Below are 24,898 nucleotides of genomic sequence, written 5' to 3' on the forward strand. Positions count from 1 at the left end.
TTCTAGTCAGTCTACACGGGTTTGCCATCGGGTCATACTAACTTGGTGAGGTCACGAGACGAGAACCGGAAGCAGCAACTCTCGACCCGCATCGCGTTCCTCGTCGCTGGCATCGGGTTTTCGACGCTGGCCCCTCTGGTACCAACCGTGAAGGCGCGGTTTTCCCTGGATGAAAGCTCGCTTGGTTTATTGCTGCTGTGCGTCGGGCTGGGTTCTCTTGGCGTCATGCCGTTTGGCGGGGCGCTAGCCGCGCGCTTTGGGTGCCGAAAGGTCATCGTGGCTTCCGCCATTGCACTGGCTCTTAGCCTGCCTGGCATCATCCTGGCTACGAGCATCCCCTTGTTGGCCATCTCTCTCCTACTCATGGGCGCGGGTGGTGGCACCCTCGACGTGGTGATGAACATTCAGGCCGTGATCGTCGAGGAGGAGAGCGGTCGGCCCATGATGTCAGGCTTTCATGGCCTTTTCAGCGTGGGCGGAATCGTCGGAGCCGGGAGCCTGACCGGCATGATGAGCCTTGGGGTTGATCCCAAGATTTGTCAGGTGGGAATTGCGACTGCGCTCCTTTTGATGATTGTCGCGGCGAGCCCATCGATGGTCGGCCACCATCCAACGATTCATCCAGCGGAACGGAGCTTCGTCTTTCCCCGCGGCAAGGTTCTGTTGCTCGGGGTTCTGGCCCTCATTCTGTTTATGGCCGAGGGATCGGTCGCCGACTGGAGCGGTGTTCTGCTCACCAAGTTTCGGGGCGTGCAACCTGCTCAAGCAGGTCTTGGGTACGTGGCCTTTTCGGCTATGATGACCCTGAACCGCCTGACGGGCGATTTTGTCATCCACCGACTGGGGCGCCGGTCGGTGATGCTTACGGGCTCGCTGGTTGGCGGGCTCGGCTTTGTGGTTGCCGCTTTCACTCCGTTTTGGCTTGGCTCGCTAGTTGGCTTTGCGATGGTGGGCATTGGGCTTTCGAATGTGGTGCCGATCCTCTTTTCGGAGACCGGGAAGCAAGATGTGATGCCTGGAAGCGTGGCCCTCTCGTCCGTTTCGACGATGGGCTACGTTGGGCTTCTCGCCGGTCCGCCGATGCTGGGGTTCATCGCGCGGGGCTCGAGTTTGCTGGTTTCGCTGTCGGTCTTAGCGGTTCTCTGCGTTGGCGTGGCCGCAACTTCGAGGCTAGCCACAGACTAAGAACCTAGGGCTGGGCTTCGCCCGGGTCGTCCCGAGGATCGGGACTCCTCGGACTTTTTCTGGCGTGGGCCAAGATACTATGCCCCTTCAGGGCTTGTTAAGGCGTTTTTCCAGTGAATCCATTGTTTTAAGAGGTTTAGCCTGGCGCCGAAACGCTTGGCACTTAGGCGCGTCTTCCTTTACACTGTCGTTGGGGAACTATATGGTCGGGATTTACCTCGCCGCTTTCGTCCTGGGAAATTGGGGCCCTTCGCCCACCCAAGGAACGCAAGAAAAAAAGGAGCCGGTGATCAAAGCCGAAAACGGGTTTGTTCGCGCCACCTTTACTTCGCCCAAGGGTCCCATCACCGTCATTCTGCCCGACGACATTCAGCCTGGCGATACGATTTCGGGCACGGTTTTTCCGGGTTCGAAAGACATCAATATTGGCGACGTGCAGATCGATATCGGCGACGTGCACGGAACGGTTACCGATCCCGGCAGTCCTCGTCGCACGTGGAAGATTCCCGAGGGCATCACTCCTCGCCTCAGCCTTTCGGGTTGGATCAACGGTGGCGAGACCCTCGGCACAACCTACGTTCCTGTCGGGCCATCGACCAAGAAGCCCGACGCCTACACGATCCCAAGCGCCGCCCGCATCGGCGCTCCGTTCGTGGTGAAAGGTCCCTACGATGGCGAAGCCGCCAATACGACCGTTTTGGTCGGTGGCCAGCCCATCCCAATCGTAGCGGAATCGCCGCGACAGTCGGTGGTCATCGTTCCGACCCTCACCGAGACTGGCCCCTCCAAGCTGGTGGTGGAAGAAGGCGGGCAATACGCCAAGGGACCGATTCAGTTATTGCGCGTCGATCTTTCGACCCCCAAGTCCAACCTTTTGCGGGGCGAGAAATCCGAGCTCAAGCTTCATGTGGAGGGCCTCGACGGGCTCCAGACCAAAGAAGCGCCGATGGTCGTCATCGAAAACCTCACACCGTCGGTCATCGACCTAGAAGGTCGACCCAAGCACTTTGTGATCCTCAAAGCCAACGCCAAGGGCGAGTTCGATCGGAACTTCCTCATCACCAGCATCCTGCCCGGAAGTTTCGGGGTTTCCGCCGTGGTCCAGCCGGGAACGGGCACCACCGCATCTCCTACGAGCGCGATCGTTCGCGGCGAAGTTCTTCCGACAACCTCAAACCCCGGCGCGGCGTCCACGATCAAAGACTTGTCGGACATTCCGCCGCCGTTCCTCTACGCCAACATTCCGCTTCGGGGTGGCACCTACGATGGCCGCTTCTACGACATCGCGGACAGCACAGGCAAGGGTCCGTGCGAGCAGAACTACGCCGAACTTTTCCAACTCCTCCACGCCCTCCAGAAACAGCTCGACGCCAACAAACAGGCGACCGAGGACAATCCGTTGGTGCAGGAGGTCCGGCTCTACCAGATGCTCGCACGACTGCTGCAGAACCCGCCGGAGATGAATGACGCGATCAAGAATCTTCTAGAAGGCAAATTCAAAGAGTTCTACGACTCACTCCAAACCAAAGAAGGTGTGGCAAAGACCCTCGACTACATGTCGAAAATGATCGATTTCATCGTCAAGTACGACAAGAGCCTCACCGACGCGCAAAAAGCCAAACTCAAGGGCCTCAGCACGCGCATCAACTACATTCTCAGCCACAACGAATCGTTCGAGGACCTGAAATCCAAACTGGAAGAGGCGATCAACGAGTTCAAAGCGTTGGTGGAAGACCCGCTGGGATTCCTGGAAGGCAAGATCAAGCAGGGCTTGGAAGATGAGCTGAAGAAGCTAGTCGTAAAGGCCGTGGGTGAGAAAGCGGCGGGCGCGATCTTCAGCATCCTTAGCGACCTCGTCAACCTCTCCGATTTCCTGCAGAACCAAGCCGAACACGACGCCCTGCAGAACAAGATCAACGAGCTCTTACAGAGCATTTACGACAAGTCGGTCGCCGATCCCTGCTTCCGCATCACGACCGAGTGGAACGAGCGGATCAAGCCGTATATTTGGTTCAAAGGACCGGAATGGTCAGGGCTCCGGGTCAAGATCAAGCCGGTCATCTACTGTTACGACGAGAAGACCAAGAAGTATCGAATCTGCGAGGACAGCGGCATTCAGATCGTGGACGAATTCGGGTCGAACAACGAACTTGATACGTTTGTTCCCAAGCTCGGCGACGGGGAGATATGGAAAGTGGACTACAAGATCGATGCGAGCCAGACGACCAAATGTGGTCAGAAGTGTATGGTGTTGATTCAGATCACCGGTGGACCGAACGGCGACATGTGGATGTGGGCCGGTTCCCTTCCCTAGTGGCTGACGATCGCCTCGACGGCGACTTTGCCCGCAACCGCGACGATAAGAATCGCGATGAGGATCAGCATTGCGTATCCGATTAGGTGTCCGAACTTTTCGCTGAAGGTCGGGGTCTCTTCGCGTCGCGCCAACACCGGTTTCGACTTGCTCCGCTCGGCCAAGAGTTGGACCGAGCGCATCTTCATCAGCGGATTTCCGAGCGGATCGGGCGGCGTGTGGCCCGTGCGCTCGACTCGGTACAGCGGCTCCTCCAGTTCGCGGAGAGTTCCGGCCAGCCTCGCTTCTCGATGTTCCTCGTGGATGCGCTCCAACTCGGCGGCCACGTAATGGGGATCGAGGTGAAGGGCCTCGGCGACGTCCTCAACGGTGACGGCTTCGGGTCGAGTGATTGGGTGCCAGTTCTCAACCTCGTTCAGCCGAGCGATCAACTCACGTAAGGTCTCGACGTCGGCAATTTCGGTCTGCCGAGACACTATCTGATCGCTCTCCATTTTTATTTCATATTACGTGATTTCAGTTCGTTTGGTTGAACCTATATCGTTCAGAGTTGGCGAGCATTGAACGTATCGCCATCGGCGATACGCCCGGTCTGATACCCTTTAAGGAACCAGCGGACACGCTGGGCCGACGTTCCGTGCGTAAACGAGTCGGGTACGACGTAGCCTTGCGACTCTTTCTGGAGCTTGTCATCGCCGATCTGTGATGCCGCGTTCACGGCTTCTTGAATGTCCTGCTTATCTATGTGAAGGTCGGTGGCGTAGTGAGCCCATACGCCAGCCAGAAAGTCGGCCTGGAGTTCCATGCGGACCGAGACCTTGTTGAAATCCTTGCCGCTGAGTCGGGCCCGGGCGGCATCGACCTGATGGCTGGTGCCCAGCAGATTCTGGACATGGTGTCCGACTTCGTGGGCGATGACATACGCTTGCGCAAAGTCACCACCAGCGCCAAGCTGGTTCTTCAGCGTGTCGTAAAAGCTAAGGTCGATGTACACCTGCGAGTCGCCAGGACAGTAGAACGGTCCGACGGCAGCATCAGCCAAACCGCAAGCCGACTGCACACGATCCGAGAAAAGTACGAGCTTCGGATCGACATACTGCTTGCCGGTCTGCTCCGGCAGGATCTTGCTCCAAACTTCTTCGGTCTCCTTGAGAACCTTGCTAACAAACTTCTTGCCCGCATCGTCGCCCGGCCCACTGGAAGCGGTGCCGCCAAGTTGCGATTGGGAACCGGTGCTCGAAAGAGCCCCCTTCAGGTCGTTTGGATTTCCACCTAGCAGCGTGTAGAGAATGACAATGACGATCGTTCCCAGCCCACCCCCGATGGCGAGTTTTCCGGCCGGTGCTCCACGTCGATCCTCGACGTTTGAACTCTCCTCAATGTCGTCCAATCGCATGGCCATTATTGTACGGCATGGCCCGGTCGCCGCGGCGGGACTATTTCGACGTCAGGATCGAGTCGCCAGCCCGAATCGAGCCGCTGTCGAACCCCTTTTCCATCCAATCGACGCGCTCTTTGGCCGATGCATAGTCCATCGGGTCTGGAATCGAGCCATCCTTGGGCAAGGTCGGTCGAATCGAAACATCGAAGTCGGCCAGCATCTTAATCGCCTTTTCGATATTGGTCCGTTTGAATTCGAACTTAAGGTCGACCGACGCCCAGACACCGGCGTAATAGTCGGCTTGATGTTCGTACTTCAGGCGGAGCTTCGCCTTGTCGGCTTCAGAAGCAGTGGCTAGGAGCCCGTCAAGCTCTGTGTCCTTACCAAGAACGTGCTGGATGTGATGGCCAAATTCGTGAGCGAACAGTATGGTCGCGGCGAGGTCGGCGTCGGCCCCGGGCGGAGGTGATTCCAGCAGAGATTGGTTGTACGCGATGGTGGATGAATCTCGAAGGTAGAAGCCGCATCCGTTCAGGAGCGTTCCTTTCCCAGGATTGGGGTAGCCCTTTTTGTAAAACGACATGTTCCCGGGCTGCTCGTATTGATGCCCGGTAAGGTCTACGAACCGCCGAGCCCACGTCATCTGAACCGTGGACCAAGCCTTATCGAGCTTCTCAGCCGCCGCGACGACGTTCAGCGCCGACTGAGAAGGCCGTTCTGGAGGTCGTGAGCACTTCAGGTAGCCAATGACGCTAAGGCAGAACGCCAAGCCACCGCCACCGAGGATGTACCACGGCATCCAGTCGCGTTTTTCTTGTTCTTCGGGCTCCTTCTGGTCGTATTCGCTCACGTCCTGAGTCTACGACATCCGACCGGTTTAGTGCGGGGTGAGATTCAGGTTATCGATGAGGGTGTGGAGCGCATTTCTCAGATTGGTCAGCTTGGACTTATCGGTGTAGTCGAGGGCCAGGCTGATGCGGTAATGGTGGAAGTCGAGCTTATAGTCCTCGCCATTTTTGCGGCTGTTCCGGTAGCCGATCCAGTTCGTCATGCGGATGGTGGTGAAACCATCCCCCTTATGTGCCTTCGAATTTCGCAGGAGGGAGGGCATGTCGGTTCGCGAACGCAGAACGCTCATCGAAATCGAGCCGTCTTCGGACTTGATTAGCCCTGAGCCAATCTTCACATCGGTAAAGCCCAAGGGCAGCGCGGTTACGGCGTAGTCCGTAACCGCAGGATTTTTCTGGTCCGCGTTATACACGGGAAGCTTCAAGGTCTGCCCCACAGGAGCAAGCGCGATGGCCATTGCGATCGAAGTAACCATAACAAACTCTTTGGACGACCGGAGCGCTTAGATTGCTCCGATCGGCCAAAGCGTACCACCCTTTAGGCCTAGCGGCTACGATCCGCCGTTCTTGACCCGATCCTTAGCTGGTGGCTCGTGCGGCTTAACCGGTGGGTTCTTCTTGATCTCGTTCAGCAGGTACTCAATCGCCTTGTCGATCTGCGGGTCAGAGCCCTTGATGAACGCGTTCGGATCGCTGGGAACATCGATGTCCGGCGACACGCCCTTACCCTCGATGGCCCACTTACCGTCGGGAGTCCACATGCCGTAGTTGGGCACGCTGATTTTGCCGCCGTCGGCCAATGGCCAACCCGGATCGGAGCCAACTTCGCCACCCATCGTTCGCCGTCCGAATAGCGGTCCACGCTTGATACTTCGGAACCGGTGAGGGAATTCCTCACCGCATGAGATGTCGAACTCGTTGATGAGCGCTGCCATCGGGCCCGTGAAATAGTCGCCCTGACGGGTCCACGAGTAGGGGCTGTTGCGCATGTTGAAGAAGCCGGTCAGGGACTCGTTCAGGATTCGGTTGATGTAGTCCTGCACAAAGCCACCATTGTTGAACCGTCCATCGATGATGAACCCTTCCTTGTTTCGCTGGTAGAAGTACTGGCGAATGAAGTCGTTCATGTCGCTGTTCGACATCGCCGCGAGGTGGAGGTACCCGAGTTTGCCACCGCTTTTCTTATCGACGTATTGCCGATTGGCTTCGACCCACTCCAGGTACCGCATGCGGTGCTCGCTGGGGACGGGCTTGATGAAGTAGGTTTTGGCCCCTTCCATCGTGGGCTTGTCATTGACGGTGACCGATACGGTCTGTCCCGCGCGCCCCGCGAGCTTATCGAGCGGATCGGCATCGAGCGAAAGCTTCTCACCGCCAATGGCGAGGAGGAACATGCCTTCCTTGATATTCTTGCCTGCGCCGAGCAGAGGCGACATTTCCGAGGTCGTGTATCCATCGCCCCGGAGAATCTTCGTGACCTTGTAGCAACCCGATGGGTCGGCGGCGAGATCGGCTCCGAGGTAGGCGTTGGGAACCCTCGGCTTGATATCCTGTTGGTCGCCGGGCGTCAGGTATTCGTGCGAACTGCCCACCCCGGCCTGAAGCCATCGGATGAGTTCGTCGAGGTCGCTGCGGGAGCGGACCGACGGCAGAAAAGTGGCATATTCGTCCCCAATGGCTTTCCAGTCCACGCCGTGCATGTTGGACACATAGAAGTAGTCCCGCATGTGCCGCCAAGCGTCCCAATAAATCTGCTTCCACTCGGCAGGCGGATCAATCGAAAGGCGAAGGTTTCCGTAATTCTCCGTCTTCTTTCCTTCACCATCGATCCCAATCGTTCGGTTGGGTTTGCCGGGGATCAGCAGGGTCTTTCCGTCATCGGAAAGCGTAAATGTCGCCGACTTTGCGACATCGCCACCGGCTTTGGAATTGACATCGAAGAATTTAACTTCGGCGTCCGTGGCATAAAGAACGCGAGTGCCGGACATGGCGACTTTCGTGACCTGCGCCGGTTCGATAGGCAATTCGATTCGTCGATCGAAGAGGCCATCGACATCGATCTTGACATCGACCTTCTTGTCGTCCTTCTTCTCCGCTTCCGCTTTTTGCCCCTCCTCGGGATCCTTAGGAGCAAGCGGATTTTCGCCATCCGCCGATAGCGGCGCGATGCACACAATGCTCATCGGCTGGACGTTCAGTTGATTGAGGATGGGGTCGGCCTGGGTATCGATGCGCCGGTTGGTGACGAACACCAGGTATTTGCCGTCCTGCGAGAAGGCGGGGGCGATGTCGTTGGCACGGCCATCGCTGACCTGGTAGGTTTTGCCCGTCGGAATGTTGTAAAGCTCGATGGCACTAAGCTGATTAACGTTATCCAGAGCCAGCGAGAAGGTGATCCAATTCGAATTGGGCGAGAACTCGTAGGCGGCGGCAAACCAGGTGAACGGGATCGTCGCAACGATCTTGTCGGTCGCGGTCTCAACGTTCACGATTCGAATGTGCATTTCGGAGTCCGTGAACGAGACCCACTTGCTATCGGGCGAGAACCGCACGCCCCAAATCTGGCCCTTCGTGTCCTTGGTCAGTTGCTTGGGGTTTGAGCCGTCTGCGTCGGCAACATAAACCTGCTCCTCGCCAGTGCTGTCGTCCACGTAAGCGATCTTCTTTGCATCAGGCGACATGGCAGGATGGCGATACCGAACGCCGGGCTTGGCGAGCAGGACTCGGGCCTCGCCTTCACCCATCGGCACCGTCACGATTTGGCCACGGGCTTCGACGAGGACGCGCTTGCCGGTCGGAGTCAGGCTCACATCTTGGGCAAAATCTTCGGCTCGGACCGTCGTCGGTCGCTCGTGAATGAGGTCGCTGTTGAGAGTAACTTCGACCTTCTGAGCCTTACCAGTAGCCGGATCAAAAACATCTAACTCGTGGCCGCTTTCGAATACCAGTCGCTTGCCATCGGTCTGCACTTCGCGGATTTCCACGTCGGAGTCGAACTCCTTCTTGGCCTTTCCGCCTCCCGCAGGAATCGACATCAACGTGAAATGAGCTTGGTTCTCGTTGACGAAGTACACGCGGCCACCACACCAGGTCGGATATTCGTTGGTACCCTCGATGTCCGTGATCTGCTTGAACTCAGGGCTGGCCCCGGCTTGTCGAAGCCAAATTTGGTTCTGCATGCCACCGATGTAGCGGAACCACGCCATGTACCAGCGGTCGAATCGAGTGAAAACGTACGAATCGCTGGTCGCGCCAAAGCTGATGTGGGAGGCGAACTCGAGCGGCATTTGGGTTGGCACCCCACCGGCCGCCGGGACGGTTTCGTACGAGTAGTTGGTCGGGACGCCAAAGTAGCGGATGACGACGTTTTTGCCGTCCGGCGTCCAGCCGTTCACACCACGGATGCCCTCTAGGCTCGTGAGCTTCTTCGGTGTGCCGCCAGCGGTGGGCATGACGTAGGCTTGCGGGGTTCCGTCATATTCGCCCATGAACACGATCTGCGTTCCATCGGGCGAGAAACGAGCGAACCTCTCCGTTCCCGCATCGGTCGTCAACCGGTGAGTTTCGCCGGTCTTGAGGTTCCCAAGCCAAAGATCGCCCTCATTGGTGAACACGATCTGGTCGCCATGGATATCCGGGTATCGCAGGAATGCGGAGGTCGGGGCCTGGTTGGCGGCGATGGCGAAGATGATCGGGAAAATCACACCTAAGACTATATCATTTTGGGGTTACGAAAGTTCCCAACTCAATATTGGATCCCACCCGAAATGCCAGGGCCACTGGTCCTATTACCGCCTTCCCTATTTTCCGCACCCGCCGTATAATTCGCCTCGGAGAGGTGATGCAAGTGAAGGGGCTTGTCACGTTCGTTTTTCTTGCTTTAGTTTCGCTGGCAACGGCCGACCAAAGCATTTATTCGGAGCAACTGAACAATAGTTGGCAGAATTGGAGTTGGGCGAATGTCAACTTCAGCAATTCGACGCCGGTGCACGGCGGCACAAAGTCGATCTCGGTGACGGCCACTGGCCCAAACCAAGCTCTGTACCTCCACCACAACGCGCAGTGGACCACCGGCTACCAGTCGCTGACCTTCTGGATGCACGGTGGCACCTCGGGGGGTCAACTTCTGCAAGTTCAGGCATCGGTCAATGGCGATATTCTCCCCGCTTACCCATTGCCCGCGCTCACAGCGAATACTTGGACCAAAGTTGTCGAGCCGTTGGTCGGCATCGGAGTGCATGGCGTCAATTCCTTCGATGGCTTTTGGATTCAAGATCGAAGCGGGACGACCCAAGGCACCTACTACGTCGATGACGTTTCGCTCGTCGATACCCCCGGATCGACGGCTTCCCTTCCGGCGTTCGACGACGTGCTCCTGAATAGCTGGCAGAATTGGAGTTGGGCGACGGTCAACTTGGGCAATACGAGCCCAACGCACGGTGGGACGAAGTCGATTTCCGTTCACGAAAACGCGGCTTACGACGGTTTCTATCTGCACCACGCCGCCCTCGATAGCTCACTTTACCGGACCATCTCGTTCTGGATCAACGGCGGGGCGTCGGGCGGACAACAGCTTCAGGTAATGGCGACGGCAAATGGCTCTCCTGGCGTTGGATTCAGCCTTCCCGCTCTGCCTGCCAATAAGTGGGTGCAGTATGTGATCCCTCTGAGCAAGCTGGGCATCCCAGCCCGCGGGGATTTCGACGGTTTTTGGATTCAAGGGCGCACGAATTCGGTGAACGCAACCTACTACGTCGACGACCTGAGCTTGAACGTTGAGCCGGTCGTCAACGCCCCGGCGATGATCTCCATCGATGCGGGCATCAAGTATAGGATTTCGCCTTATATTTATGGGGCCAACACGACCGACTACGCGGGGCTCGGCACCGGATTCCGGTTCGCGCGCTCGGGCGGGAACCGCCTGACGGCGTACAACTGGGAGAACAATGCCAGCAATGCCGGCTCGGATTGGTACTTCCAAAACGACGGCTATCTGGGGTCGACCGACGAGGCCGGATGGACAGATCGAACCTTCATCCAGGCGGCGATCGCCGGTGGCGCGATCCCGTTGGTGACGATTCCGACCGTCGGACACGTTTCGTCCGACAAATGGGGCGACGGCGACGTTCGCAACTATCCTGACTACCTGAACACGCGGTTTAAGGTCTCGAAGGCGGCTAAGCCGGGTGGCAATTTCGTGTATCCGCCCGACACCACCGACGGATACGTGTACCAGGACGAGTGCGTCCACTACCTGATGCAGTTTGCCCAGCCGAGCTTCCCCATCATGTTCGACCTCGACAACGAGCCCGACTTGTGGTCGTCGACCCATAACGAGGTCCACCCGACTCCGGCGACCTACGCCGAGATGATCGCATTGAGCACCGAATATGCCTCGGCGATCAAGAACGTGTACCCTTCGGCGACCATCTTTGGGCCCGTCAACTACGGCTGGTATGGCTTTATGACCTTGCAGGGCGCCTCCGATGGCGGGGGACGAAACTTCCTCGATGTGTATCTCGACGGGATGCGGAGTGCCGAGGTTCAGGACGGAAAGCGATTGCTCGACGTGCTGGACGTGCATTGGTATCCCGAAGCGCAGGGCGACGGACATCGGATCGTCAGCGACGGCGACACGCCGGGCATGAGCGAAGCGCGCATCCAGTCGCCGAGGTCCCTTTGGGATTCGTCGTACGTCGAAGCCAGTTGGATCACGCAGTCGATGGGCAACGCACCGATCCGCCTGATTCCGATGATCCAGGATCGGATTCACGCCCACTATCCCGGCACCAAGCTCGGGTTCACCGAGTATAGCTATGGCGGCGCCAACGCCATCAGCGGCGCGATCGCGCAGGCCGACGTGTTGGGGCTGATGGGCCGAAACGGCGTCTTCGCCGCCGCGAACTGGTATCTGAATTCGAGTTCCTTGGCGACGCTGGCGGGCTTTCGCTCGTTCATCAATTACGACGGCGCGGGCGCGCACTTTGGCGACTTAGGCGCGTTTGTCAGCGGCGAAACCGCGGCGGAGAACTCGGTCTACGCATCGGTGACTGCGGAACGAAACCCGGATATGGTGATCGTGGTGATCAATAAGACGGAGGGAGTGACGCCGTTCACGCTGAGCATCGCCGGTTTCCGACCGAAGGCCGGGACGGCCTATACGGTGACGGACGGGCACTTCGCGTCGCCGACGACGTCGGCGGTGAAGGCCGTGGGTCAGGTGGTGAAGTTCGATGCTCCGCCCCAGAGCGTGACGACGATCGTGTTGCCAAAAAGCTGAGGCGGTCAGGCGTCCGAACAGTGATCGAAAAAGTCGCTTGGGAGCTTCTTGGCCGCCAGCCAGGCTTCAATTCTGGCCCTTTTCATCGCCTGATGTTCCGGGCCTTGCATCTCGTTTTCCAGAAGGACGATTCGATCGATCAGATCAAACTTGTACGGCAAGTCTGGCGCTAACTGGTCGATTAGGCGCTGACGATCCGGCTCAATGGGCAGGCGTTGGGGACCAGTCACATGCACCATGATGTCTACATCAAACTTGTCCAAAACCTTCAATGACTAACCATAAACGAGCTTTCGAAATCTCTCTCGAGCTTCCGAAAGCTTTTCTAGCATTGCTAGAATCTCTCTTGTGTGCGATGGCTGAGCAATCCTACGCAAGGACTCGCGCTTGTTTACGATAAACTCGAGATGTTCCTTAAACGTTCGGCGAACTCGACTTGAAAATAGAAGGTTTTCCACATCAGCAAGCAACACAAATTCGCCGGACTCTCGATCACCCAGTTTTAACCAGATCGCGTCGCTTCCCCCATCCTTTATCAAGATTTCAAGGCCATTGCCTGAGATAGAGCGTATACCTAGGTCGCTTTCAAGGCTTATTGTCGGTGCTTCTCCAAATGCTGCGGCAATAAGCTCGGCAAGTTCGCCTTGGGGCCCCATGCGTTCGCGGACTATCTCAACCAGCTCCGGCCCAACCTCCTCAAGGCGTCGAAACAAGATATTCATCGACGGCCCATCCACGAACTCTTCGTTGTCGAAGAGTTCCGTCATCAATCGAAGATAAATGGAACTAGTATTGGCCCATGGTCGACCAAGTCCCTTGAAGACGCTTGGATCCGAGCACTTCTTTAGAACCAGTCGATTTTCAACCAACCATTCTAAATATTCTTCCAAACTAGAAGACACATTTCTTCCACCAAGTTCAATTTGCAGGGTACGAATGTCCTTGAAAGAGGTATGTCGTTTTACTTCCAAGGGAGCAAATTCAAGGACGTCTACATAGCCAGTCGGCGAAAAATCTCTGTCGCGAATGAATTTTAGCCGACAAAAGTCTCCCTCGATGATCATACTTGGCCAATTATTTTCAGGATGGCGCTCTAATACTGCCCAGAACTTAAATATCCTAGGCAAGAATGCCTCAATTCGATTGAGCGGTGAAGAAGACTCAACTATTTCGGTCATGGTTTGTATAAGTATCTACCTCCACGTCCAACTTTATAGCCTTTGGAGAGAAGATATCGGAGTTCTTTACCAAGGTATCCGTACATATCACCAATCTCTTCAGTCTTCACCGGATCAGCAAGAACAAACTTGGCTCCTCTTGCGATAGCCCGATCAAGGAATTTTTGGTTGGCAGCCCATGCGGTACCTTCATCCACCATTTTTTTCCAAACTGCATCCGGAACAGTAAATACCTTGCCACCTATTTTTTCGGCAACCTGAGTGTATCGACCGACTCTCCCAAGAACCACAATATCTTCGGCCTTCTTAGTGATCGACGCTAAACGTGTTGTAGCCCCAAGAACCTTAAATGCCTTCGACGCTGCCGCAGCTTGTTTCACTTTGACAACGAATTTTGTTGCCGCAACAACCTTTGAAATCTTGTCTATTGCCCCTATCTGCGCGGCCTGGATAAGGCACTCTTTGGAAACATGGGCGCAGATCACCGCGCCGTCGTAGCCAGGCTGATGCTTCGCCCACTCATTCTCTTTTCCGGTAAAGACATAGGCTATGGCGCACAAACCGGTCTTCGCCCCATCCCTAAAGCCGTCGGCTGTAAATAGGAATCCGCAAATCTCGACATCAGTGCCGTAAGGGTCCACCATCATCACCGGATTGCCTTCGCAATATGTATAAGTGTTTGCCCCGCCCTCATACCCAATGGGATCGCGACTGAGCCACCGACCCGACCCTGGATCGTAAAACCGGTGGAGGCAATAATACATATTTGAGAGGCCGTCGCCGTAGTATCCAAACTGCCCTTTGTACTGGAATGGCTGATTGAGCAACTTTGTACTTCCAGCCGAACCATCATTTGAATTTGAGTTCGTCCAAACGGGCCGACCGTAGGCATCGTAAAGGAGCCATTGAGAGGTGGCGTCGGCGGTGAAGGCCGTGGGTCAGGTGGTGAAGTTCGACGCTCCGCCCCAGAGTGTGACAACGATCGTGTTGCCAAAGAGTTGAGGCGGTCAGGCGTCCGAGCAGTGATCGAAAAAGTCGCTTGGGAGCTTCTTAGCCACCAGCCAGGTTTGAATTCTGGCCCTCTTCATCGCCTGATGTTCCGAGCTTTGCATCTCGTTTTCCAGAAGGACGATTCGATCGATCAGATCAAACTTGTACGGCAAGTCCGGCACTAACTGATCGATTAGACGCTGACGATCCGGCTCAATGGGCAGGCGTTGGGGACCCGAACCCAGGTAGCGAGCACATTGAAGGTTATACAAATCTCGAACACCATCGAACTTTTGGAACCTTTGCAGGGAAGCGTCGGAAAAAGCTCTCAACGGTCGCATCCTCTCGATGTACGATGCCACTTCGGTTCTGATGTATTCGATACTCTCATGCAAGTCCTTATTGGGCCATGACGAACTGATTCCTTGCCGAATTGCGTAAGTGTTCAACATGCCAATGTCATCCGGGAAAAGGGAGACATTCGTGAACATGGTTAAAGCTGTGGACCCCACCTCCATGCGAAGTCGCTGAACGTAAAGGCCGACATAGTAGCCTGGGCTGAGCCCTAAATAAGTAGTCGGACCCTTTGCAACCGATCCAGCGGGCATCGCTTCTATGCCAAATCTATGAGAAAACTTCCTGTCGTACTTCATGGTTTGCGGCTTGTTCCTTTATCTCGCGATACCTTTGCAACTTGATAGGCCCTTTTGATTTGGTCGTTCAATGGTTGCATCAGGCTCTCATCCATCTTAAAGTCTTGTATCAGATTGGTGAAGTCCAGGAATATCGTCCATCTTCGCACGAGTTCATCGAAGTCTGTGGAGCTCAGGTCAGGAGGGCAAACGTAAAATGTTCCGCTATCGGAGTCGAAAGCGACTTCGACTTCGACGGGATCGAGTCGATCTGGTACTCGCTTGACGGCAAGCCTGGGACGGTACTTTGCGGTAATCATTTTCATTTCAAGCCTTGATTTAGACAGTATTTAATCTAGGGTCTCCTAAATGTGATTGCAAAGAAGTGGCATGCCTAGAGATGCCCATCTGTTAACCGAAGCACTGACTGTCCCATCTACCAGCCTATTCGACACTTTGCGCAAGCCTGACGATCGTGCCAGTCCTGACCGATATTTCGACCACGGTGAATCGATAGTCTGAAGGCTTCGAACCCTGCGGATCGTTGTAAACGACCCAGAGATCGGCCTCTTCACAGCTTTTCATGTGCCGGTGGCATATTTCTTCATCCACGTCTGCTCGGTTAGAACGGCTTTGGAGATGGCCAGCGCGGTTTCCTCCTTCGTCACAAAGCCGTCTTGAGGGATTTGGCCGAGCCGATCTCCCTCCAAATAGTGATGAAGCTGGGCGGGCACTTGATCGTGGTCCTGCTGACCGACGCAATAGCGCCACCCAACGGCGCTAAGGACGGCGAGATTGACGAGGACGATGAGTAGTTTATGCTTCATTTCGGACTCTCGCAGGCGCGGGCACTCTATTATCCTTCGACCGCTAGAGTGAACGGCTACGGAAGTAAGCCGAACTCTTCTACACCACCGTTGAGGGGGTTGATCTTCACAAAGTACCTCTCCTCAAGAGGCAACAATATACTTCACACACCCAGGGAAGGTGTAAAGCGTGATCGCTGAAAAACCAAAATTCATGCCCTGGGTTTATAATTCGTACAAGTTATGGAGCCTGTACGAGATGCTTATTGAATTCCACGCGGATGCGCTTATAAACGCGATCAAAACTCTGCAAAGCAACGCGACTCATGCTCAAAGACACGCTGAACAGGAAGCGATAGGACAAGTTCACTTCGATGACACTGTTCGCACAAAGTTGGTTGGTAACTTGGACACCTTAGCCGAGCAATTTCGCAATGCAGGAATGCCATTTTCCGCTAAGGGGTTATTACGTGCAAAAGAGGAAATTGAACAGCCTAGATGCACATTTGCGTTGGCATCCCGCGTCCTTGAGGAATGTATTGCCAGGATGGAGGATGACGCCGGATTAAGTACGTTTTGGTATATGGACGCTGAGAGCGCAGATTGGTTCAATACCGATCCTGTAGCGTATTTTGGTGAAAGGGTTCACGACAAACTTCAACAGGCGAGGTTTGATATGCAAGAGGCAATTTTGTGCTTTGCTTTTGATCGCTACTCCGCGTCTATGGTGCATCTCACCAAAGTCACGGAATTTGCTTTGAGGAGATTTGCCACAAAAACCCTTGGAGCAAGCGCACTGGTTGGTACAAACTTTCGTCCCGCAAACTGGAATACGCTGTCGGGCCAAATAGGGCGGCATGTTCGATCCATGCCCACAACAACGGCTAAAGACTTGAAGAAAAAGGATGCGATGCTCGAAGCATTGAATCGGTTTGATACCGTTAGATTGATTCGCAATAGAGCCAGTCACGCGGACAAAGACCAGTTCACGGCGAAAGAGGCAAAGGACTACTTAAAATCACTGCCTATATTCCTTCAACAAGTGATTGACGTTATCTGACGGCTTCTGTACTTACCTTCCAATCCAGTTTTGGGTTAGCACCCTCATAGACGTAAGCCACGCCGTCACCGCGCATTTCCTCAACCTTTCCGATAATTAGTCTCTTGTCTATCGTGGCTGAGAGGAAAGCATGAAAGGTTCTTGTCTCGCCTGCCTTTAGATTACGAAATGTGTCGATCAAATCAGGATGCTCACCTTTAATCGGCTCATTACCGTTGAGCGGCTGGAATACGGTGAAGACACCAGTAAGTTCAACCTTTGTGGCGTCTACTTTTGAAGTATTCGTAATCGTCCCTTCAACTTCATATCTTCCCCGCAAGTAGCCAACAGTTCCCCGCACTTCGATGTCTTCTTTCTTGACCGTCGCAATGGGTGCCGCTGGCACGGCATTTCGGCTCTTTACGATCCAAACCGCATTGCCCAGCACAGACACAACGAGAAGGGCAATCAGTACCATTCTCTGCTTGCTGAGAGTATTGACACGAGTATCGGCTGGTACGTCCATACGCTTCTCCAGATGCTACCAAGATCGGTGCAACTACATAGGCAACCATACCCTGTATTGTCCTCGCCTGTCCAGAACTCGGAATACGATGATTTCCGCACTCTGCTTATTGAAGCAAGGGTGAAATCTGGCATAAGCCAACGTGAGCTTTGCAAGCGATTGAGCAAACCGCCGACCTACGTTACGAAGATCGAAAGCGGAGTCAGGCGCATTGATACCGTTGAGACAATCGCGTTCCTGAGAGAAGTCGGTGCTGATCCGCTCAAGTTCTTCTCAACGCTCTTGGAAGACTAATCAGCGGCGGGTTTAGCCTTTCCGCTTTTTGGTTTTCCGGCCTTTACGATTCTTTCCGTTAGCTTTTTGAACGCCTGAAACTCTGCGCTTTGGTTTTGGTCCTCGGGTTGATTTCCTGATCCATTTGTTTTTGATTTTTTCATGCGATTGCTCCGGTGGCTAACACCTTTCCGGTTAGCTCTTTGTAGGGCAGCTTCTTTCCAACGATACATGAAACAGCTTTCAAGAAACGATCAGAATCCGTTCCTTTGCGTTCATTGAATCGGAAAACCTGTTCACCGACATATCGGAAAAGGTGCGTTGGCTCCACGCTTACATACGTTCCGCTGATCGTTCTTTTGAGAAGTGACCAGAAGTTCTCAATACCGTTAGTGTGGACGTTTCCGCGCACATACTCTTGTGCGTGGTGAATGACTTCGTGTTCGTAGTGATACTTCATGAAGTCGTATCCATTGTGCTGATCTGTGTAGAGTTTTGATCCTCGCATAATGCTTTTCGTCAGCAGTTTCGTTACGGTTGGCCGATCCGGTTTCTGAATGACTTCTGCTTTCACGCTTCCACCACGTTCCAGCATTCCTAGAACTGTTGTCTTTCCAAACGAACCACCAAGACCGCCGCGTTGTTCTCGTCGCCATTGGTGCATGTTCTTTGCCTTGCCGCCGATATATGTTTCGTCGGCCTCAATTTCACCGGACAGCTTATCAATCGTTCCGTTGTGAAGAGCTTCGCGGATGCGATGAAGCATGAACCACGCCGTTTTCTGTGTGACGCCTAATGATCGGTGGATTTCATAAGAACTGATTCCATTCTTTGCGTTGGCAATAAGCCAAATCGCCGCAAGCCATTTATCGAGCGAGATTGGCGAGTCCTCAAAGATGGTTCCGATCTTGACCGAGAACTGCTTCTTGCAAGCCTTGCATTTCCAAATTCTGCGCGTTGAAAGGAACGAATGTTCTTTGCCGCCGCAGTGAGGACAAATAACATCATCGCCCCATCGAAGCGACTTTACAAACTCGAACGCTATCTGATCGTCCGAGAAATACCGCATCGCCTCCATCAGCGTCTTTGGCAGGTTCGTTGAATTCATTTGAACCTAGTATACCCTGAATTAGGTGTGTCATGTATATTATTGCCTCCTCAAGAGGGGTTGCTGTACCCAACTTTGGATTCTTGGTATAGCCAATCCAATATACGCCGACCTTCTCAACATACACCGTCTTTTCGTCGACACTGAAGAGGTATCGCAAGTGTAGTCGAGCTATATCGAGGGCTTGAAGCTTGGTTCGTACCAAACCATCAACGTTGGTGACTACACGGTGCGAGTTTTGCAACCAGTATTCGGTTGGCTTGTCGATGAGTTTGTCGGACTTTGTCTGGTGGCTGAAGCAGAAGACGAATGCACCGGCAAGACCAACGACCGCCAACAACTTTGTAACTTTCACAGGTCATTTTAGACGTTGGCAAAGTCGCCTGTACAACCCCCGAGCTTACGCGGTGCTAAGCCTCGAGGGTGAGATCCCTTTCCAGTTCGGCTGGAACATCCCAATACGCTGACATGACGGTAATAAAGTTCTTGAGCGAAATTGTCTCCGTGTTCGAAACATCAAAGACATTGGCCAGACAGCTTTCCATGTCAAGCGCTCTGTCCCACTCTAGACTCCGGGGACCTAGGGCCAAGGTAAGGTGTTTCGTCTCTTGCTTTCCACTTCCTCGCGGGAACTTGACACCGTCCATATCCAAGATGTCTTTGGGCTCAAATCCCCACACACCGCCAATCCTGGTGCTATCGTCGCCTTCCAGTTTCATGAATCCAATTCGATATTAGCGAACGCCGCATCGTACCTTCTTGTTCCCACGTATCCTCTCAGTCCCGAAATGCGGGGCCATACCATAGTCACAGTTGCATAACTCACCATGGTGAGTTATGTAGCATTTTCTCCTCATCCTCGTCAGGAGGATGATTCGCGACAATAAGCTTCGGGCAACCTTCGAGACGCAGCTCGCCAAAGTCGAGCACTTCAAGGGGCATAGGATTTCCAATATCATAACAATTAACCATCCAGGGCCGCAAATCGCCACTGGATAACGACATTAAGTCGGTAAGGCGAATTTCAATAACCACCCACTTATCTGGATAACTGCTATCTTTCACGTGAAAGCGTCGTTTGCACAGCAAGTAGACTCGTTCAGTATTTTGCCACGATTCGTCGGTACTGCGAACTGCGTAATTTGGTACCTCATCACCTAAATTGGTCCAGGCGCGCATCACCTCGCATTCCCATAGGTACTGAGGAAGACCATCTGGCCATAAAGAGAAACGAGCTATCATTTTGACGGGTCTGTTGTCGGAGGCGGAATTAGCGGTCTCCCATCAACAGGAGCGACATGGAACTTCAATCTTAACGAGGGCCTCATCATGCCATTATGGATCTGCGTATCCTCTCAGCCCCGAAACGCGGGGCAGATTGTCAGGTCTGGTCCGCCGAAGCATTAAGGCGAAGGCTGGAACGCGGGCCACACCAAATCATGGCTACCCAGCTCACGCAAGTGACTCGTCAATCACCCTATTGGCCGCCGGAACCGCTTCCTAGCTTATCAAAGTAAGGACCACCAGCAATACCGTTCTTCTGCATGTACATAAGATATTCACCATTGGGTAAAAAGAGCTTGAAAAGCCTATCCTTGTCCGAAATACTACTCCAGCGCTTACCTTGAAGCTTGGGGTTCATGTGGATTACAACGACTTCGGCGTTTTTCTTGATCGTCTGAACAGACCGGTAGGCAGGAGTATCAGGCTTCCAGTGAAAGTTAAGAATATCCTTCCAACAACTCAGCTTCCCGGTTTGTTTAGCGTACTCTACTACTACTGCGTATGCTGAATCGCACACCATAGAAGCTATCGAACCTCGACCAGGGTCTTGATTACATTTAATCAAAATTAATACAAGTCCGTTAGCCACCATTATATTTTTTATACCTCCTTTGGAGTTCTCTTTGTTCATTTATTACTTGATAAAGTGGGCTACCTCTATATTTAGGCATTAGTTCATTACACCTTTTTATGGTTTTATCACATGCCCTAACTTCCTTCTCATTCTTTGAAAACTTGCTTCCCATGTCATCCACATGCTGTAGCTCATGAGTGAGGATGAGTGCGAGTTCCAATTCACGCTTACCTAAAACAATGTCGTTTCCGCTATCTTCCAGATTCTTAAAGTAGGTTCGAGCTATCGTGATCCTCTTCTTGCCTTCACTCGGAACTTCCGCGGCAGCCCGTGACGGCTTCCCATTATTATCTAAAAAGGGCTCCCCGGATTCATTTTTCACCATACTCATTTTATCGTCATCCTCAATAAATAGCCCTGAATCTGGGTCCGGATCATTGAGCAGCTTTAGTAAGGCATCCGCATCATCTGCATACCCTTCTTCGCGAAGTTTACCGGCTACTTCCTGAACTCTCTTGCCCTCAGTTGAGTCAGGAAGAATTTTCTCTTTTAGTCCTGTAGAATCAACCGCCTTGAGCGGGTTATTCTTAGCATATCGATACCAGTTCCGGCCGTCTCGAACTGGATCCCTCGAAATAAATCGCCCCGTCTCGGGGTCGTAATAGCGGTGTCCGAGAAGCTTGAGGCCGGATTCGGCGTCTTCTTGGTAGCCGAAGTTCGCGGCGAATCCCTTTTGGGTGAGAGAACTTCCGACATGCGTCGCGTTGCCGAAGGCATCATAGGTTGCGGTGTCCGTTACCGTACCGCTAGCCGTCATCGCTTTCATCGAGCCGAGGCGGTCCGTGTGAACGAAGCTCGTCGTGCTTCCCGTCTTCTCAGAGATGCCGGGGACCATCGAGGCAAGACCGTCGGAGAGCACCGGAGCGGTCACGCCTATGCCGTCACGCTTGTACGTCCGACTTCCGAACGGTCCACTTTTGGCGGTTCGTGTTCCCAGGCCATTATACGTGTAGTTTGTCGCGGTAGTCCCATACACGGTCGCGCTCGTCATCCGGTCGTCGTAGTCCCATGTGAAGTTGCGCGTGTAGAGGCCAGTTACGGAGGTCATGCGGCCGGCATTGTCCCAGTTGTAGTAAGCCGTACCGTTGGACTTCGCCAAAGTTTGGAGCTTGTCGGCCGCATCGTACGTGTACGTGTCAACGTTGATCCCCGACGTTTTCGTCAGGCGGTTGCCGTTGTGGTCGTAGGTGTACCCATAGCTATAGCCACCGCTTTGACTCTCCGTCTTGAGCTGGTCGATATCATCATAGGTGTAACTTGTCGAGACCGAGTTCACCACCTTTGACATTAGGTTGTTGACGTAGTCGTAGTTGTACGTTTCCTGATGGAATACGCCCGAAGCGTTCGAGTGGGCGATGTAGTTCAGTCGGTCGTTGCCATCGTAGTCATAGCTGGTGCTTGTGGCACCGTCGCTCTTGGTTCTAAGTCGCCCGTACGAGTCATAGCCAAACGTCGTCGACACGCCATCCGCGCTCTTCGAGATGCCGGTCAGCTTCTCGTTGGTGTACGTGTAGAGGGTGTCGTTCCCGCCTTCGGTGAGCTTGGTGCGACGGTTCCACTGGTCGTAAACGTAGTCCATCGTGCCCTGCGGAGTCACGAGCTGAGTCACGTTGTCGCCGTTGTCGTAAGTCCAACTCGACGTACCGGTGCTGTCGACCATGTTCGTCTGGCGACCATCGTAATCGTACGCAAGGGTCGTCGGCGTGCCGGTGGGGTACGTGACCGTCGTCAGATTGTCGGTGTCATCGTAGGCATACTGGATCGTTTGGCTCAGACCGTTGATGCGACGGGTCTGGTTGCCATTTCCGTCGAATTTATACTGCTCGTTCGTACCATCGGCAAACAGAATCTGCTTCAGTTCTCCACGATACGTGTAGTAGTAGTACCGGTAGTACCCGTTGCCATTCTGAACGGACGTCAGGTTGCCGTCGGCGTCGAAATTGTAGTGTTCAGTGTCGCCTCGGGCATTGTCGACCGATGTCACTCGCCCAATGCCATCTCGGTGCAATGTCGTCGTGCGACTAAGAGGATCGGTGGCAGTCGAAATGTCGCCGATGGCATTCATCACGACCGAGGCGGTCGCCGAGTCGAACCGCGTCGTGCTTGTTAGCCGCCCCCAATCGTCGTAATAGAAGTTGGAGGTGCGGTTGCGGTTGTCCGTGACGGAAATCGGCTTGCCCAGCAACTTTCCGGTTCCGTAAGTGATCGTCGCGGAGCCATCGGGTGTCACCACGTTGTTCGGAAGATACGCAGAGTTATAGTTGATCTGAGTCGTGACACCTTCCGCACTCGCGGTCGCCATCGAACCATCGCTGTTGTAGGTGTAGGTCCCCAACGTGTGGCTATTGCCATCCACCACGCTCGTCAGCGTGCCCGGAATCGTCCCGCGATTGTAGTACGTCGTGACGCCCCGAGCATCCTTGGCCGTAACAATGTCATTCCAGGAGTTGTAGGTCGCCTCGTTGTCCTTACCCGCCGCATATTGACGCGGATCCTGGGTGCTCAGTACGTTGGCAAACGCATCGTAGATGTAACGGTACACATGGCCGCGGGCGTCGGTGTACTGGCTGACGTTGTAGTACTGGTCGTACTTGTAGCCGGTGATGAAGTTCTCTTGGTCCTTGATCTGAGTCAGGAGGCCGCCATCGTAGTACTCGGTCGTTTTGACTCCGCTTGGCTCAACGAACTCGGTCGACCCACTGTTGTAGTTGTAGGTGTAAACCGGATTGTTCGAGTTGCCGTTGCCGTAAACCGGGAGCTTGAAGGTCTTGAGGCGATTGGTGTCGTAGGTCTGCACCCACTGCCGCCCGAGGACGTCGGTTTCCGTTAGAATCGGGGCGCAAGAGGAGTAGTCGGCTGCTGTGTATCCATACGTAAACGTTTCGGTCGGCCGCGTTCCGCTGAGGGTCGGATAAGTAATGCCGCCCATCGTGATGCTGTGGTCGGTGGAGCGGAAGCCATAGCCCAGGTCCCACACCCGATTGCCGGGCGCGGTGACTTTGCTAAAGTAAGCCGTCGACATGCCAGCATACATGCCCGACTGACTGTAGTTGGAATACCAAGAGTCATTGAGCTCGATGTAATCGCCGGTGGGAGACTGGATGCGCAGGATGCCCGGAGCTGAAGTGGTCGCCCCCAGAATCCGGCTGATCGTCACCGTGTTTCCGTATCGATCATGGTAAGAAGTCAGTTTCCCATGCTGGTTGAACACGTACGTCATCTGCGACTTCGTACGGAGAAGCCATTGAGTCGGAGTCGTCCCCGCATCGCCATTGGGGATCAGGACATCGTAGAACCCAGTGGGCGGGAAGAAAACGCCGGCGAAGCTGCTATTCGGTACGACGTACTTGAAGACTAGGCGGCGACCGTCGGGATAGGTCACGACAGCGGTCGAAAGATTGTTGGTCAGGTTGCGGCCCGTGTACGTAACGCTGAAGTCGATGTTTGAGCGCCAACCCTTGCCCCAGCCAATATCGTTCGCGTCTTGGTTGTTATGGTAGAGGGTCAGACCAAACGGAACTCCGCCCTTGACCTTCCAGCCTACGATGGGAACCGTGGTGAGGCGATTGCCGGTTTGCGTGTTGACTTGACCGCTGGCGAACTCCGATCCGCCACCTGCGCGGGTGCCTTCCCAAGGGAAAGAACTGCCGGCATGAGCGCCGTTTCCGCCAGACCCAATAATCGTGCTTCCGGTGGTCCCGCCATCGGTCGAACCCGTCGTGCTGGTGGTGCTGCCGGTTGTCGATGTGGTGCTGGTGGTGGATGTCGTACTAGTGGTCGAAGTCGATGTGGAACCGGTCGTGAAGGTTGAGTCTCCGATCGTGCCGGTTGTGCTACTCGTCGTAGAAGTGGTCGAAGTTGTCGAGGTCGTACTCGTCGTCGAAGTCGAGTTGGTGTTCGGGTTGATGCCTCCGCCCGGCGTTGAATCGGGATCGGACTGATTCTTCGGGGCAGGTTCGGGGCGGCCATAGAGAGCGCCATCATCGCCTGGGTCGACGTAGGCAGGATTGGAAAGGGGCAGAAGCGCCGCTTCGGACTGCTGACCAACTTGAATCTGCGACGCTGTCTCGATTTGTCCTAGGTCGTCGGCCGAGTAAAAGTCACCTCGGTTGTCCGGCTGCACAATCGGGTTCGAGATGGTTCCCGGCGACACCGGTGACTCGGTATAGTCCGTGCTGAGGAACATGCTCAGGTTGGCGGCAACCGACGTAAAGACGCTGTTGAAGCCCTGTGCCGACGACGTATACGCCATCAGCACGGCAGCAAAAACGCTCACAATCTTGAACGAACGACGACTTCTGTCCCGAAAGGCCATAACCAAAAACCCCGTACCTCTCCCGGCATTTGCGCGGGCAAAAGTACTTTCGCGTTACATCTTATCGCAGGACTATTGGAAATGTATAAGAGAATTTAAGAATTT

The 24,898-nt window shown here is 54.4% G+C and carries 21 protein-coding genes; 5 read left to right on the forward strand and 16 right to left on the reverse strand.

Annotated elements, in window-relative coordinates:
• The first annotated feature begins 21 nt into the window (after window positions 1-21).
• Together GC165_14540 and GC165_14545 are read left to right on the forward strand one after the other, a co-directional pair.
• On the forward strand, window positions 22-1,185 hold the full coding sequence (locus GC165_14540; GenBank protein ID MBI1334087.1) for an MFS transporter: 1,164 nt from the start codon (window positions 22-24) through the stop codon (window positions 1,183-1,185).
• 202 nt (window positions 1,186-1,387) lie between these two features.
• Window positions 1,388-3,499 carry a hypothetical protein gene (locus GC165_14545; GenBank protein ID MBI1334088.1) on the forward strand — a complete coding sequence of 704 codons (2,112 nt, stop codon included), beginning with the start codon at window positions 1,388-1,390 and terminating at the stop codon, window positions 3,497-3,499.
• Here the strand turns inward: GC165_14545 and GC165_14550 are convergent.
• The 5 genes from GC165_14550 to GC165_14570 form a co-directional block, all read right to left on the reverse strand.
• Window positions 3,496-3,993 carry a hypothetical protein gene (locus tag GC165_14550; protein MBI1334089.1) on the reverse strand — a complete coding sequence of 166 codons (498 nt, stop codon included), beginning with the start codon at window positions 3,991-3,993 and terminating at the stop codon, window positions 3,496-3,498. The two genes, GC165_14545 and GC165_14550, sit on opposite strands and share 4 nt — an antisense overlap.
• Window positions 3,994-4,043: 50 nt before the next feature.
• Entirely contained in the window at window positions 4,044-4,895 is an 852-nt protein-coding gene (locus GC165_14555; protein MBI1334090.1) for a metalloprotease, read from the reverse strand.
• A gap of 40 nt (window positions 4,896-4,935) precedes the next feature.
• Entirely contained in the window at window positions 4,936-5,730 is a 795-nt protein-coding gene (locus GC165_14560; protein MBI1334091.1) for a hypothetical protein, read from the reverse strand.
• Window positions 5,731-5,757: 27 nt separating this feature from the next.
• Window positions 5,758-6,204, reverse strand: a complete 447-nt coding sequence (locus GC165_14565) for a hypothetical protein (GenBank protein ID MBI1334092.1) — start codon at window positions 6,202-6,204, stop codon at window positions 5,758-5,760.
• Window positions 6,205-6,279: 75 nt separating this feature from the next.
• Window positions 6,280-9,432, reverse strand: coding sequence for a hypothetical protein (locus tag GC165_14570; GenBank protein ID MBI1334093.1), 3,153 nt, complete (start codon window positions 9,430-9,432; stop codon window positions 6,280-6,282).
• 134 nt (window positions 9,433-9,566) lie between these two features.
• Between GC165_14570 and GC165_14575 the strand changes: the two genes are divergently transcribed.
• Window positions 9,567-12,008, forward strand: coding sequence for a hypothetical protein (locus GC165_14575; GenBank protein ID MBI1334094.1), 2,442 nt, complete (start codon window positions 9,567-9,569; stop codon window positions 12,006-12,008).
• Window positions 12,009-12,013: 5 nt separating this feature from the next.
• On the opposite strand, the gene GC165_14580 is transcribed toward GC165_14575, so the two are convergent.
• The 5 genes from GC165_14580 to GC165_14600 form a co-directional block, all read right to left on the reverse strand.
• On the reverse strand, window positions 12,014-12,271 hold the full coding sequence (locus tag GC165_14580) for a hypothetical protein (GenBank protein ID MBI1334095.1): 258 nt from the start codon (window positions 12,269-12,271) through the stop codon (window positions 12,014-12,016).
• Between the two features lie 12 nt (window positions 12,272-12,283).
• Entirely contained in the window at window positions 12,284-13,186 is a 903-nt protein-coding gene (locus tag GC165_14585; GenBank protein MBI1334096.1) for a hypothetical protein, read from the reverse strand.
• Complete coding sequence (locus GC165_14590; protein MBI1334097.1) at window positions 13,183-14,013, reverse strand: hypothetical protein; 831 nt, start codon at window positions 14,011-14,013, stop codon at window positions 13,183-13,185. Before GC165_14590 ends, GC165_14585 begins: the two co-directional genes overlap by 4 nt.
• Window positions 14,014-14,193: 180 nt before the next feature.
• Window positions 14,194-14,784 carry a hypothetical protein gene (locus GC165_14595; protein MBI1334098.1) on the reverse strand — a complete coding sequence of 197 codons (591 nt, stop codon included), beginning with the start codon at window positions 14,782-14,784 and terminating at the stop codon, window positions 14,194-14,196.
• A gap of 605 nt (window positions 14,785-15,389) precedes the next feature.
• The gene (locus tag GC165_14600; protein ID MBI1334099.1) at window positions 15,390-15,635 is read right to left on the reverse strand and encodes a hypothetical protein; all 246 of its coding nucleotides are present in this window, start codon (window positions 15,633-15,635) and stop codon (window positions 15,390-15,392) included.
• Between the two features lie 169 nt (window positions 15,636-15,804).
• Here GC165_14600 and GC165_14605 point away from each other — a divergent pair, with 169 nt between their 5' ends.
• Window positions 15,805-16,674 (forward strand): hypothetical protein, encoded by an 870-nt coding sequence (locus GC165_14605; GenBank protein MBI1334100.1) that lies wholly within the window; start codon window positions 15,805-15,807, stop codon window positions 16,672-16,674.
• On the opposite strand, the gene GC165_14610 is transcribed toward GC165_14605, so the two are convergent.
• On the reverse strand, window positions 16,667-17,179 hold the full coding sequence (locus GC165_14610; protein MBI1334101.1) for a hypothetical protein: 513 nt from the start codon (window positions 17,177-17,179) through the stop codon (window positions 16,667-16,669). The genes GC165_14605 and GC165_14610 overlap by 8 nt on opposite strands.
• 12 nt (window positions 17,180-17,191) lie before the next feature.
• Between GC165_14610 and GC165_14615 the strand changes: the two genes are divergently transcribed.
• Window positions 17,192-17,473 carry a helix-turn-helix domain-containing protein gene (locus tag GC165_14615; protein ID MBI1334102.1) on the forward strand — a complete coding sequence of 94 codons (282 nt, stop codon included), beginning with the start codon at window positions 17,192-17,194 and terminating at the stop codon, window positions 17,471-17,473.
• Between the two features lie 139 nt (window positions 17,474-17,612).
• Here the strand turns inward: GC165_14615 and GC165_14620 are convergent, their stop codons facing one another.
• The 5 genes from GC165_14620 to GC165_14640 form a co-directional block, all read right to left on the reverse strand.
• Window positions 17,613-18,560, reverse strand: a complete 948-nt coding sequence (locus GC165_14620) for an IS1595 family transposase (protein ID MBI1334103.1) — start codon at window positions 18,558-18,560, stop codon at window positions 17,613-17,615.
• 410 nt (window positions 18,561-18,970) lie between these two features.
• A complete protein-coding gene (locus GC165_14625) occupies window positions 18,971-19,279 on the reverse strand; it encodes a hypothetical protein (GenBank protein MBI1334104.1) in 309 nt (102 codons plus the stop codon).
• Between the two features lie 103 nt (window positions 19,280-19,382).
• Window positions 19,383-19,739 (reverse strand): hypothetical protein, encoded by a 357-nt coding sequence (locus GC165_14630; GenBank protein ID MBI1334105.1) that lies wholly within the window; start codon window positions 19,737-19,739, stop codon window positions 19,383-19,385.
• A 298-nt stretch (window positions 19,740-20,037) separates the two neighbouring features.
• Complete coding sequence (locus tag GC165_14635) at window positions 20,038-20,475, reverse strand: hypothetical protein (protein ID MBI1334106.1); 438 nt, start codon at window positions 20,473-20,475, stop codon at window positions 20,038-20,040.
• Window positions 20,426-24,754 (reverse strand): hypothetical protein, encoded by a 4,329-nt coding sequence (locus GC165_14640; protein ID MBI1334107.1) that lies wholly within the window; start codon window positions 24,752-24,754, stop codon window positions 20,426-20,428. The genes GC165_14635 and GC165_14640 overlap by 50 nt, the downstream gene beginning before the upstream one ends.
• Window positions 24,755-24,898 lie beyond the last annotated feature (144 nt).

The sequence above is a fragment of the Armatimonadota bacterium genome (assembly GCA_016125185.1).
GTDB lineage: Bacteria > Armatimonadota > Fimbriimonadia > Fimbriimonadales > Fimbriimonadaceae > Fimbriimonas.